The sequence below is a fragment of the Microbacterium sp. JZ31 genome, assembly GCF_016805985.1.
Taxonomy (GTDB): Bacteria; Actinomycetota; Actinomycetes; order Actinomycetales; family Microbacteriaceae; genus Microbacterium.
This window is the reverse complement of record NZ_CP017661.1, coordinates 1350760-1362853: the sequence shown is the minus strand read 5'-3', so window position 1 is coordinate 1362853 and position 12094 is coordinate 1350760. Positions and strand designations below refer to the sequence as shown.

The 12094-nt window shown below is 71.9% G+C and carries 11 protein-coding genes; 1 reads left to right on the top strand and 10 read right to left on the bottom strand.

The annotated features are described in order from the left end of the window. Nucleotides 1-3: 3 nt before the first annotated feature. The 9 genes from lnt to BJP60_RS06415 form a co-directional block, all read right to left on the bottom strand. Complete coding sequence (lnt, locus tag BJP60_RS06455) at nt 4-1707, bottom strand: apolipoprotein N-acyltransferase (protein ID WP_203138399.1); 1704 nt, start codon at nt 1705-1707, stop codon at nt 4-6. Then, complete coding sequence (locus BJP60_RS06450) at nt 1704-4148, bottom strand: DEAD/DEAH box helicase (protein ID WP_203138391.1); 2445 nt, start codon at nt 4146-4148, stop codon at nt 1704-1706. The genes lnt and BJP60_RS06450 overlap by 4 nt, the downstream gene beginning before the upstream one ends. Continuing rightward, on the bottom strand, nt 4145-4903 hold the full coding sequence (gene tatC, locus BJP60_RS06445; protein WP_203139041.1) for a twin-arginine translocase subunit TatC: 759 nt from the start codon (nt 4901-4903) through the stop codon (nt 4145-4147). Before tatC ends, BJP60_RS06450 begins: the two co-directional genes overlap by 4 nt. A gap of 59 nt (nt 4904-4962) precedes the next feature. Next, a complete protein-coding gene (locus BJP60_RS06440) occupies nt 4963-5229 on the bottom strand; it encodes a twin-arginine translocase TatA/TatE family subunit (RefSeq protein WP_203139034.1) in 267 nt (88 codons plus the stop codon). A gap of 121 nt (nt 5230-5350) precedes the next feature. After that, complete coding sequence (locus BJP60_RS06435; RefSeq protein ID WP_203138387.1) at nt 5351-6298, bottom strand: helix-turn-helix transcriptional regulator; 948 nt, start codon at nt 6296-6298, stop codon at nt 5351-5353. Next, nucleotides 6295-7281, bottom strand: a complete 987-nt coding sequence (locus BJP60_RS06430) for a helix-turn-helix transcriptional regulator (protein ID WP_238439601.1) — start codon at nt 7279-7281, stop codon at nt 6295-6297. The genes BJP60_RS06435 and BJP60_RS06430 overlap by 4 nt, the downstream gene beginning before the upstream one ends. A gap of 80 nt (nt 7282-7361) precedes the next feature. Continuing rightward, nucleotides 7362-8357, bottom strand: coding sequence for an FKBP-type peptidyl-prolyl cis-trans isomerase (locus BJP60_RS06425; RefSeq protein ID WP_203138386.1), 996 nt, complete (start codon nt 8355-8357; stop codon nt 7362-7364). A gap of 10 nt (nt 8358-8367) precedes the next feature. Next, a complete protein-coding gene (locus tag BJP60_RS06420) occupies nt 8368-9408 on the bottom strand; it encodes a tRNA (adenine-N1)-methyltransferase (protein ID WP_203138383.1) in 1041 nt (346 codons plus the stop codon). Next, on the bottom strand, nt 9405-10151 hold the full coding sequence (locus BJP60_RS06415; RefSeq protein WP_442923413.1) for an HAD family hydrolase: 747 nt from the start codon (nt 10149-10151) through the stop codon (nt 9405-9407). The genes BJP60_RS06420 and BJP60_RS06415 overlap by 4 nt, the downstream gene beginning before the upstream one ends. A 166-nt stretch (nt 10152-10317) precedes the next feature. Between BJP60_RS06415 and BJP60_RS06410 the strand changes: the two genes are divergently transcribed. Next, nucleotides 10318-11208, top strand: coding sequence for a PAC2 family protein (locus BJP60_RS06410; RefSeq protein ID WP_238439600.1), 891 nt, complete (start codon nt 10318-10320; stop codon nt 11206-11208). A gap of 39 nt (nt 11209-11247) precedes the next feature. Here the strand turns inward: BJP60_RS06410 and BJP60_RS06405 are convergent, their stop codons facing one another. Beyond that, entirely contained in the window at nt 11248-12081 is an 834-nt protein-coding gene (locus BJP60_RS06405) for an undecaprenyl-diphosphate phosphatase (protein WP_203138382.1), read from the bottom strand. Nucleotides 12082-12094: the final 13 nt, after the last annotated feature.

The following is a 12094-nucleotide window of genomic DNA, read 5'->3' as shown; positions in this document are numbered from 1 at the left end:
GGCTCAGCGGAACATCGCCTGGACGCGCTGGACGTCGGAGCGGGTGCGCCGGGTCGGAGTGCGGCGCGCGGCCGGTCCCGACGGGCCGTGCGTGAAGTGCAGGAGGGCGACGAGCGCAAGGCCGGCCATCGCACCCCACAGCAGGATCTGCTGCACCGCGCCGCCCACCACCACGGCAGGCGTGAGGCCGTCTCGCAGCTCGACGTCGCCGATCAGCGCCCCGGCCTCGTCGACCCCGAGAGACGACACGGATGCGCCGTCCGGCGCGATGATCTGGCTCGTCCCGACCGTCGACAGGTTGACGACGGTGCGGCCCGTCTCGATCGCGCGCATGCGGGCGAACGCGAGCTGCTGAAGGTTCTCGTCCGTGCCGCGGAAGTCTGCGTTGTTGGTCTGGAACACGTAGACCTGCGCGCCCCCGGTCGCGCCCTCGCGGATGAGGTCGTCCGCGATCACATCGAAGCAGATCGCGAGGCCCACGACCGTGTCGCCGACCCGCACGACCGGCGCGTCGGTGCCCGGCGTGTACTCCCTCCCGATCATCCCGATCAGGTCGGGCACGATCGCCTCGAAGAACGGCCGATCCGGCACATACTCGCCGAACGGCACCGGATGCCGCTTCGCGTGCGTCTGAAGTCCTCCCGCGACGTCCTCGCCCTCGGCCGTCCACAGCATGGACGTGTTGAAGACGTCCTCGCCGTCGACCGAGGCGGCGTTCATGAGGATCGGCGCGCCGTACGCACGCGCGGCCTCCGTGAGCCGGTCGTCCGTGATCGGCTCCTGCAGCGGGTCGTACTCGACGCCGCCCTCCGGCCATACGACGAGGTCGACCTGCTCGTCCTCGAGCGGTGCGGAGGCCTCGAGCTGCGCGTCGAGCACCGCCCAGTCCTCGCGTTCGTCGAAGTACGCGGTCGGGCCGTTCCCCTGCACCGCGCCGACCCTCAGCGTGCCGGCCGCCGAGGTCTGCCACTGTGGCAGCACGAGCAGGATGAGCGCCAGTGCCGCCGCAGGCACGAGCGACATCGGCCGCCACGAGCGCAGCCGCACGACCTCGATCACCGCCGCGCAGAAGACGACGATCAGGAACGTGAGGCCGCTCACCCCCACCCACGATGCGACGTGCGCGAGCGGGCTCTCGGACTGACTCATGCCGATCCGGCCCCACGCGAAGCCGCCATATGGCCAGCTGCCCGTGATGAGCTCGCGCGCGGTCCACAGGGCGCCGATCAGCAGCGGCAGCAGGATCAGGCGGGCCCACCGGCCGCCTCGGAACCAGCCGTACACGAGCGCCATCGGAATCGCGCCGACTCCGGTGAAGACCGTCTGCAGGCCCGCGAGGGCCATCCACGGCAGCCACGCCTGCGGATTGTCGCCGAGGAAGCTCGCCGACCAGTCGATGTGCGGGAACCAGAAGAACCCGCCGAACGCGAGCCCCACGAGCAGCGCGCCGCGGGCCGTGCGGCCGATCAGCGACACGAGCGACAGGCTGACCGCCACGGGGGCGAGAGCCCAGATGCCGAGCGACGGGAACGACGCGTCGAGCGCGAGGCCGCCGACCGCGGCGGCGATCGTCGCCGCCCACAGCGGCAGAAGCGGCCGGGCCGGGGCCGGCCGCGTGCTCTTGCGGGCGTCGCCTCTCGGCGTGCCGCTCTTCCGCGAGCCGCTCCGCTGGGCGCGAGCGGCGGACGGCGTACGCGTGCCACTCATACCGAGCTGTACGCGACGATTCCGCGTCGCACGGCGTCGAGGGCGCGCCGCGCCGTCCGGGCCAGTTCGCCGTCCGCGACGAGCGAGAGCTGGTCGAGCAGGTCGATCGTCTGCTTCGCCCAGCGCACGAAGTCACCCGCCGCCATGTCGGCCTCCAGCAGCACGCGATCCAGCAGACCGCCGCGCGCCCACAGATGCATCGCGGCCGCGAGGCCCGTCGCGACGGGCTCGGTGCCCGGGAGGCGGTTGTCCTGCTCGAGGTCGTCCAGGCGGGCCCAGAGCTCCTCGGTCTCGGCGAGCGCGAGCCGGAATGCGCCGCGCGGAAGGGAGCGCGGATCCGCACCGCCGTCATCGCGACCGCGCGGCTCGTACACGAGGCAGCAGGCGAGCGCCGCGAGCGAGGCGGCGTCGAGGTTCTTCCAGATCCCGGTGCGCAGCGACTCCGCGACGAGCAGATCCCGCTCGCCGTAGATCCGCCGCATACGCCGCCCGGCGGCCGTCAGGGTCGCCTCGTCGTCCTCGAGACGCACGTAGTCGAGCGTCGTGAGCACGTCGATGATCCGGTCGAACACGCGCGCGACAGTGCCCGTGCGGTTCTCGATCTGGCGCCGGGTCTTGTCGGTCTGGCGGCGCAGCTTCCAGTAGCGCTCAGCCCAGCGCGCGTGCTTCTCGCGATCGGGGCAGCGATGGCACGGGTGCCGCTGCATACGGCGGCGCAGCCCGTTGATCTCGCGCTGACGCTTCTCGCGCGTGCCGCGGCCTGCCGTGACGTCCTTGCGGTTCAGCTTCTCGAGGTCGCTCAGCTCGCGCCGGATGCCCGAGTACTCGGTGAAGTCACCGTGCTCGCACGTCATCGCCTTCTCGTAGCCGGCGAGCGAGTCCTCGGCCTCCTTGACCTGCCGGGCGAGGCCCACGACGGCGCGATCGGCCTGGAACTGCGCGAACGACGACTCCAGCACCTCGCGCGCTCGCGCGCGGCCGAACTGGTCGATGAGGTTCACGGCCATGTTGTACGTCGGCCGGAAGCTCGAGTTCAGAGGATACGTGCGACGGGACGCGAGCGCGGCGACCGCCTGCGGGTCCATCCCCTCGCTCCACTGGACGACCGCGTGGCCCTCGACGTCGATGCCGCGGCGGCCCGCTCGACCCGTGAGCTGCGTGTACTCCCCCGACGTGATGGCGACGCGCGCCTCTCCGTTGAATTTCTCGAGCTTCTCGAGCACCACCGTGCGGGCGGGCATGTTGATGCCGAGTGCGAGCGTCTCGGTCGCGAACACGGCCTTGACGAGCTTGCGCTGGAAGAGCTCCTCGACGACCTCCTTGAAGGCCGGCAGCAGCCCCGCGTGGTGCGACGCGACGCCGCGTTCGAGGTTCTCCACCCACTCCCAGTAGCCGAGGGCCGCGAGGTCCTCGTCCGGCAGCGCGGCCGTGCGCGACTGCACGATCTCGCGGATTTCGCGACGCTCGTCCGCCGTCGTCAGGCGCAGGCCGGATCGCCGCACCTGCTGGACCGCGGCGTCGCAGCCCACGCGGCTGAAGATGAAGAAGATCGCGGGCAGCAGGTTCGAGCGCTCGAGCAGCTGCACGACCTCGGGACGGTCGATCCGCTCGGCCCGGCGCGGCGGCCCCGGCCGGTGATAGCCGCCGCGACGGCGGCCGCCGCGGCGCGCCTCGAGGAACGAGCTGTTGGCGGCGAACGCCTGGCCGCCGCGCATCCGCAGGAGCTCCTGGTTCACCTGCGCCGTCGCCACGCCCGCGCGGTCGTCGAACAGCGGCAGCAGGTCGCCGCGCACCAGCACGTGCTGCTCGAGCGGCACGGGCCGCGTCTCCGACACGATGACGTCGGTCTCGCCACGCACGGTGTCGAGCCAGTCGCCGAACTCCTCCGCGTTCGACACGGTCGCGCTGAGCGACACGAGCCGGACGTCGGACGGGAGGTGGATGATGACCTCCTCCCACACCGCGCCACGGAAGCGGTCGGCGAGGTAGTGCACCTCGTCCATCACCACGTAGCGCAGGCCGCGCAGCGCGGGCGAGTCGGCGTACAGCATGTTGCGCAGCACCTCGGTCGTCATGACCATGACGCGCGCGTCGCCGTTGATGTTGGTGTCGCCCGTGAGCAGGCCGACCTCGTCCTCGCCGTAGACGTCCTGCAGCTCGCGGAACTTCTGGTTCGACAGCGCCTTCATCGGCGTCGTGTAGAACGCCTTCTGGTTCGGCGTCTGCATCGCCAGGTGCACCGCGAACTCGCCCACGATCGTCTTCCCGGCGCCGGTCGGCGCGGCCACGAGGACGCTGCGCCCTCCCTCGAGCGCGCGGCACGCCTCGATCTGAAACTCGTCGAGCCGGAACCGCTGCGCCTCGGCGAACGCGTGGGTCTGCGGGTGCTCCCGGTTCTCGCGCGCTGCGGCGTAGCGCTCGGCAGGGCTGTGATCGGTCATGACTCCTCCGCCAGCAGCGCCCGTTCGCGCTTGCGCTTACGCCGGTCGAACAGCAGCGAGACCCCGACGGCGCAGAAGTACAGCACGACGAGGACCCCGGCGAGCAGCAGCATCGAGGCGATGTCGGCCGCCGGCGTCGACACCGCCGCGAAAGCGGTCGCGACGATGATCGCGACGCGCCAGCCCTTGAGGATCTCCATGCCCGACACGATCCCCGCGAGGTTCAGCGCGACGAGGAAGACGGGCGAGACGAACGCGATCCCGATGACGGTGACGGTCTTGAACGCGAAGTCGTAGTACGCCGCGGCCTCGTAGAACTGCGAGGCGAACTGCTGATCGGGCACGAACGACGACATCAGCAGCAGGATGTGCGGCATGATCAGCACGCCCACGTAGCAGCCCGCGAAGAACAGCGGGACGGCGGAGGCCATGAAGCCGATCGTGTACCGCACCTCGCGCCTGGTGAGCCCGGGCATGACGTACGCCCAGATCTGCCACAGCCAGACGGGCGCCGAGAACAGCAGGCCGATGGCGAAGGCGATGCGCATGCGCATGTCGAACGAGCTCGTCACGCCCGTGTAGACGAGCCGCGTGAAGTCGTCGCCGAGCTGGTCGGCGACCTCCGCGATCGGGCCGAGCAGGAACGCGATGATCGGATCCGTTACGAAGAAGGCCACGATCATGCCGACGACGAGCGCGGCGGCCGCGATCACGAGGCGTCGGCGCAGCTCGACGAGGTGCTGCGCCAGCGTCATCCGCCGATCGCGGTACGGCTGGTCGTCGCTGGTGGCGGCGGCCTGCGAAGCCACCACTGCTACGGGGTGTTCGTGGGGCGCGGATCGTCCGTGTCGGGGTCGCGTCGCGTCGCGTCGCCCGTCCCGGGGTAGCCCTGCGCCTGCGTTCCGGTCGCGGGCGGCGGGGTGTCGCCGTCCTCGGCCTTGAGCTGCTTCATCTCGCCGCGGAAGAGTCGTGCGGACTGGCCGAGGCTCTTGGCCAGCGCGGGAAGGCGCGCCGCACCGAACAGGAGCAGGATCACGGCGAGCAGGATGAGCAGGTGCCAGCCGTTCAGGTTGCCGAGCATGAGGGGGATCTCCGTCGTTCGCGGTCGGGCGGGATGCATGGCAAGTCTAACCGCGCCACCTCTCCACCAGCCGGGAGAGCGCGCCCAGGGCGCGGCACGGCTTCGCGGCCGCGGGCGCCGCTCAGGCGTCTTCGCCGTAGAGCGCGAGCGCCGCGGTCGCCCACTCCGCCGCGGCCCGACGCGCCGAGGGCGGCTCCACGATCTCGACCCGCCCGGCGCGACGCGCGGCGAGCCGCTTCAGGGTGCGGGCATCGGACACGCGCAGCCGCGCGGTCGTGATGCCGCCCGACGACGACGTCTCCGCGCCGGACAGGTAGTCGCCGACGAGCGGGGCGAGGTCGTCGGCGAACCGCACGACCGCGACCTCGTCGTTCTCGCCCGGCTCGAACATGTCGGGCACCGGGTCGTGCGCATGCTGGATCGGATCGTCCGTGACGCGCGGATCGCTCACGCGCTCGAGCAGGAAGTTCCGCATCGCGCGCCGCATGTGGCACCAGCCCTGCAGGTACCACTGCCCCTCGGTCACGATGACCTTCACCGGATCGACCGTGCGCGTGGTGGGCTCGGCGTCCGGTCGGCGGTAGGTGAACGAGAGCGTCACCTGGTCGCGCAGCGCCTGCGACACCAGCGCGCGCACCTCGTCGACCGGCTCGGGCACGACGACCACCTCGGCGGGCGCCCCGGACGCGCCGCGCGACAGCTTGGCGAGCAGCCCCGCGTACACCTCGCCGCCCGCGACACCGGGCAGAGACCCGGCCAGCCGAAGACCGCCGAGCAGCGCGGCCGCCTCGCGCGCGGTCAGGCGGGGCGAGCGCTCGAGCCCGACGGACTGGGTGATCTCGATGATCCCCTGCTCGTCGAGAAGGTCCCAGTTGATGTCGAACAGGTCATCGGGCATCTGCTCGGGGCGGCCGATCAGCGTCAGCTTCTCGACCATCGTGCGCATCTGCGCGGGCGTCACGTCGAAGTCGCGCGCGGCGTCCTCGAGAGACACCTCGCCGCGCTCGACGAGGTACGGGACCAGCGTCAGGTACAGCGTCACGCGATCGGGTGTCAGCAGCTTGGTCATGCGGCGCTCCCCTCCGTCGCGTGGGCATCGCGCGCGGCACGCAGGCGCGCCACGACCGCCGCGCGCAGCTCGTCCGGCTCGACGACCCGCACCTCGGGGCCGTACGACGCGAGCTCGTCCGCGAAGATGTGCAGGTCGACGAACGACACGTGCATCCCCTGCGCGGCCGGCTCTCCGCGCCGCGCGAGACGCAGCGCGGCCTCGCTTCCCGGTGTGACCTCGAGCAGCGCCTGGTTGCGCGCCGCGACCTCGCGCAGGCTCTCCTCGGCCCGCGCGCCCGCCCCCACGCGCAGCTCGGGATCGAAGCGCTCGCGCGTCGCGACCACGTCCCCGACGATCCGCGCCAGCAGGAACATCCTGTCGCCGTCCGCGTCGATGTCGTGCGCCGAGACGTGCCAGCGCCCCTCGTAGTCGACGAGGGCGAGCGGCCGCACGCGGCGACGGCGGGGCTTCTCCTCCCCCGGCTTCAGGTAGTCGAACGTCACCACCCGGCACGCCTCGATCGCGTCGCGCAGCGGCCCGAACGACGGCTCCCGCACGGTCATGCGCGGCGCGAAGCCGATGATGGGCTCGTCGACCTCGATCCCCAGGGCGCGGATCTTGCGCAGTCCCGTCGTGGCGTCCTTGGACAGCGAGCCCTCGCTCCACACGGAGCCCGCGAGCGCCAGGATTGCGACCTCCGCGGGCGTGAACGTGATGTCGGCGGGAAGGTCGTATTCCGCCTTCGGGATGCGGTAGCGCGCTTCCCGGAGATCGTTGGGGTCGGCGCTGTCGCCGATCGTCTCGATCGGCACGCCGAGCTCGCGCAGGTCGTCCTTGTCGCGCTCGAACATCTTCTCGAGCGCGTCGGCCTTGGCGCCGGCGCGCTGGCGGTAACCCGACACGGACTCGAGGATCTGCTGCTTCGTCAGCCCGATCTCTGTGGCCATGAGCGCCACGATCAGGTTCAGCTGGCGCTCTTCCGCCTGGATCCTCTCCGCCACCTGGCCATCCTAGGCCGAGGCGGGGCACGCCACGCGCTCCCGCGGCGCGGTGTCCTACGACGCCGTGACTGCGGCGGGCGTTACGGCGCGGGGACGGCGGTGGCCGGAGTCGAGCCGAGGATGTCGATCACGAAGACGAGCGTCGAGTTCGCCGGGATCGTGCCCTGGGCCTGGTCGCCGTAGCCCTGGTCAGGCGGGATGACCACCATGACCTGCGAGCCGATCGTCTGACCCTCGAGCGCCTGGGCGAAGCCGGGCACGACCTGGTCGGGCACCAGCGTCGCGGGCATGGGCGGCTCGCCCTGCCACGTCGAGTCGAACACCTCGCGCTCGTCCCACGTCACGCCCGTGTAGTGCACGACCGCTGCCTCGTCCGCGCCGAGCACGGGGCCGTCGCCCTTGATCAGCGTCTGCACCACGACCTCGGACGGGGCGGTGGCATCGGGGACGATGATCCCGGGGACGCCGTCGGGCGTGCGCACGACGGTGGGCAGACCCAGGCCGGCGTTGAACTGCACCTCGCCGGAGGCGGCGCGCGGCAGCACCTTGCGCACGTCGATGACGGCGATGAGCGAGCCCTCCTGCGGCAGACCGGCCTGCGCGTACATCGCGCGGGTCTCCTCGGTGACGCCGTCCTGCGAGATCGCGACCGCGATGCGGGATCCCTCGGTGGCGCACAGCAGCGCGTCCTCGAACGCGGGGAACTGCGACGTCCACCCCGACAGCGGGCTCACGCCGGTGACGTCGCCGCTGTAAGCGGTGCCCAGCAGCTGCGATCCGCTCTCGCCGTCGATCAGCGTGATGTCGAGCACCGCGGGCTGGTCGACGTCCGTGATCGCAGGACCGTCGCCGCGCTCGACGTCGGCGTGCGCGTCGTCCGCGGTGACGAACGGGGTGCGCACGTCCACCGTGGGCTGCGTCTCGAGCGCGCCCGACACCTCGATCTGGGACATCGTCTCGGGGTCGCTGTTCGCGACGCGATCGCATGACGCGCCGGCCGTTCCGGCCGGCGCACAGCCGACGAGGGCGACTCCGATCAGGGCGGCGGTCGAGAGGACGGCCGAAGTTCTCCGCATGCCGTTCAGTCTATGCGTCGCGTTCCGGTGCCTCCGACGCGGCGGAGGCGTCGGGGGCGTCCGCGCGACCGGAGGCGATCCGCGCGCCGTGCGCGGCCTTCTGGGCCTCGCGGATGCGCTTGCGGAGGTTCTTGTCGGTGATCTCCCTGTCGCCCACGGCACCGGGCGTCCAGATCTCCACGTCCTCGTCCGAGAAGCTGTTCTTCGACGCCCGGCGCTTGACCTCGGGCGGCACGACACCGGGCGCGAGGCGTCGCGCGGAGATCAGGAAGCCCGTGTGGGCGACCATCCGGTGATCCGGTCGCACGGCGAGGCCCTCGACGTGCCAGCCGCGCACCATCGTCTCGTTCGCCTCGGGGTCGGTGAAGGCACCCGTGCCGCGGATGTACTCGGCGACGCGCGAGAGCTGCGTGGCGGTCGCGACGTAGCAGATCACCACGCCGCCGGGCGTGAGCGCGTCGGCGACCGCGTCCATGACCTCCCACGGCGCGAGCATGTCGAGCACGACGCGGTCGACCGAGCCCGGCTCGACGGCCTGCGGCAGCGCCTCCGCGAGGTCGCCCTCGCGCACCTCCCAGAAGTCCGGCATCTCGCCGAAGAAGGTCTCGACGTTGCCGCGCGCGACGTCCGCGAACTCGGCGCGCCGCTCGAACGAGATCAGCCGCCCCTCCGAGCCCACGGCACGCAGCAGCGACAGCGACAGCGCGCCGGATCCGACGCCCGCCTCGACGACGACCGCGCCCGGGAAGACGTCGGCCTGCGCGACGATCGCGGCGGCGTCCTTCGGGTACACGATCGCGGCGCCGCGCGGCATCGACATCACGAAGTCGCGCAGCAGCGGGCGCAGCGCCAGGTACTCGTGACCCGAGCTGTTGGTGAACACTGAGCCGTCCGGATGACCGATGAGCTGCTCGTGCTTGAGCACGCCGTGATGCGTGTGCAGCTCGCCGCCCTCGCGCAGCGTGATGGTGTGCATGCGGGCCTTCGGCCCGGTCAGCTGCACGCGGTCGCCGTAGCGGAACGGTCCGCGCGGACGGGGCACGCCGGTCATGCGGAGGCCTCCTTCGCCGGGGCCGCCTTGGCGGCGGCGCGCTCGGCGTGGAGGGCGCCGAGGTCCGCGGCCGAGCGGTCGGCGAGCGTCGGCCAGAGCGCGTCCGCGCCGAGGTCGTCGAGCGGCAGGATGTTCGGGACGCCGAGGGCGACCGCGCCCGATGCGATCGCCGAGCGCAGGCCGTTGGGCGAGTCCTCGATCGCGACCGTGTCGGCGATGTCCACGCCCAGCGCCTCCGCGGCCTGGAGGTACGGGTCCGGGAAGGGCTTGGGCCGCTTCGCGTCGTCGCCGGCGACCACGACGTCGAACGCCTCGAACTCGATCAGGTCGAGGATGGACAGGGCCATGTGGCGGTACGACATGGTGACGAGCCCGGTCTTCACACCGGACGCCCTGAGGTCGCGCAGCAGCTCCAGCGCGCCCGGGCGGAAGGGCACGCCCTTGTCCGCGCACATCGCGATCACGCGCGCGCTCAGGGTCGAGATGATCTCGTCCTCGCTCAGCCGCACGCCGGCGGCCTGCAGGATCCGCGCCGATGCATCGAGGCTCAGGCCGACGAGCTGCAGCGCGTCCTCGTGCGTCCACGAGCCGCCGTGCTCCTCGACCAGCGGGGCCTCGGCCGCGATCCAGTAGGGCTCGGTGTCGACGAGCGTGCCGTCCATGTCCCACAGGACGGCGGCGGGCAGCTGGCCGGTCGGCGCGGCGGCGCTCTGCTGACCGGGAAGGGTGCGGGGTGAAGTCACCGAGACAGCCTAGCCGCGGCCACCCGGAGGCCCCCTGCGAGCCGACGGCGCACCGCGCGGCGCGACCCGAGAGATCACCGCGCGTCAGGCCCCATGTGCGCACGACGCGCCTATCCTGGGACGAAGTCCCGCCGGGCACGTCGCGCGGCGGACGGAGAGGAGCCGAGTGGAGCACGAGGCCGACATCGCCGCAACCGCCGCCGGCGCGACCCTCGGACGCAGGATCATCGTCGCCGCGTTCGACGGATGGAACGACGCGGGCGAGGCCGCCACGAGCGCCGTGGGGCTCCTGCTTGCGAACGGCGAGTACGAGCCGGTGATCAGCGTCGACCCCGAGCTCTACTTCGACTACCAGTACACGCGCCCGACCGTGGAGTCTGATGCGACGGGCCGCCGGCGGCTGCGCTGGCCCGAGGCCACGCTGCACCGTCCCGTGAACGCGCGCGAGGGCGAGACGGAGTTCTGGGTGCTGACGGGCGTCGAGCCCGCCCGCGCATGGCAGGCCTTCGCGGCCGAGTTCGTCGACGCCGCGCTGCGGGAGGACATCACGGGCTTCGTCACCCTGGGCTCGATGATGGCCGACGTGCCGCACACCCGGCCCATCTCGATCTTCGCGGGCAGCGACAACGAGGCGCTGCGCGGCGCCCTGGCGCTCGAGCGCAGCAGCTATGAGGGACCCGTCGGCGTGCTGAGCGTGCTCGGCGACGCGGCCGAGCAGGCGGGCATCCCGTCCGCGAGCCTGTGGGCCAGCGTGCCGCACTACGTCGCGGGTCACACGCCGTCCCCCAAGGCAACGCTCGCCCTGCTCGACCGGCTCGAGGAGCTCGCCGCGGCGGACGTGCCGCGCGGCACGCTCGCTGCGGAGGCCGCCACGTGGGAGGCGACGATTGACGCGGCCGCGAGCGACGACGACGAGATGCGGGAGTACATCCGCCAGCTCGAGCAGGCGCGCGACACGGTGGACGCCCCCGAGGCGTCGGGCGACGCGATCGCGCAGGCGTTCGAGAGCTACCTGCGCCGCAGCGACGGCCGGGGCAAGGACGAGCGCGGCCGCTGACGCGTCCCGCTGAGAGCGCGTCGCCGCGCGCGGCGTCCGCTAGAAGGCCTGCAGCACGCCGGTCGCCAGCAGGACCAGCAGCACGCCGCCCAGCGCGACGCGGTAGATCACGAACGGCAGGAAGCTGCCGGTCTTGAGGTAGCGCATCAGGTAGGCGATCACGATCCAGCCCACGACGCCGGCGACGAGCGTCGCGACGACGGTCTCGCCCATGCCGTACGGGCCGCTCTGCGGCTCGTTGAGCGCGTGCAGCAGCTCGTACAGGCCGCTGCCGAACACCGCGGGCACCGCCAGCAGGAAGGCGTACTCGGCGGCCGCCGTGCGGTTGTAGCCGAGCAGGCGGGCGGCCGTGGTGGTGGCGCCCGAGCGCGAGACGCCGGGCACCAGGGCCAGCGCCTGCGCGAAGCCCATGGCCACGCCGCTGGGATACGTGATGTCGTCGAGGTCGCGGTCGCGGCGTCCGTAGCGGTCGGCGATGCCCAGGATGATGCCGAAGACGATCAGCACGATCGCGACGAGCCACAGGTTGCGGAACACGTCGCGGATGACGTCCTGGAACAGGAAGCCGAGCACGCCGATCGGCAGCGTGCCGATGATCACGAGCCAGCCCATGCGCGCGTCCGGGTCGTTGCGCGGGACGCGGCCGGCCAGCGACTGCGCCCACCGCGAGATCACGCGCACAATCTTGTTCCAGAAGTACACGAGCACGGCGGCCTCGGTGCCGATCTGCGTGATCGCGGTGAAGGTCGCGCCCGGGTCGGTCGCCGAGGGCAGGAATTCGCCCAGGATGCGGATGTGGGCGCTCGACGAGATCGGCAGGAACTCGGTGAGGCCCTGCACGAGGCCGAGGATGATCGCTTCGAGGAACGGCACGATCCAAGAGCCT

Coding starts and splice junctions, on each gene's coding strand:
- BJP60_RS06425 (WP_203138386.1), bottom strand. CDS start 8,357: ATGCGGAGAACTTCGGCCGTCCTCTCGACCGCCGCCCTGATCGGAGTC.
- BJP60_RS06440 (WP_203139034.1), bottom strand. CDS start 5,229: ATGCTCGGCAACCTGAACGGCTGGCACCTGCTCATCCTGCTCGCCGTG.
- lnt (WP_203138399.1), bottom strand. CDS start 1,707: ATGAGTGGCACGCGTACGCCGTCCGCCGCTCGCGCCCAGCGGAGCGGC.
- BJP60_RS06420 (WP_203138383.1), bottom strand. CDS start 9,408: ATGACCGGCGTGCCCCGTCCGCGCGGACCGTTCCGCTACGGCGACCGC.
- BJP60_RS06450 (WP_203138391.1), bottom strand. CDS start 4,148: ATGACCGATCACAGCCCTGCCGAGCGCTACGCCGCAGCGCGCGAGAAC.
- tatC (WP_203139041.1), bottom strand. CDS start 4,903: ATGACGCTGGCGCAGCACCTCGTCGAGCTGCGCCGACGCCTCGTGATC.
- BJP60_RS06435 (WP_203138387.1), bottom strand. CDS start 6,298: ATGACCAAGCTGCTGACACCCGATCGCGTGACGCTGTACCTGACGCTG.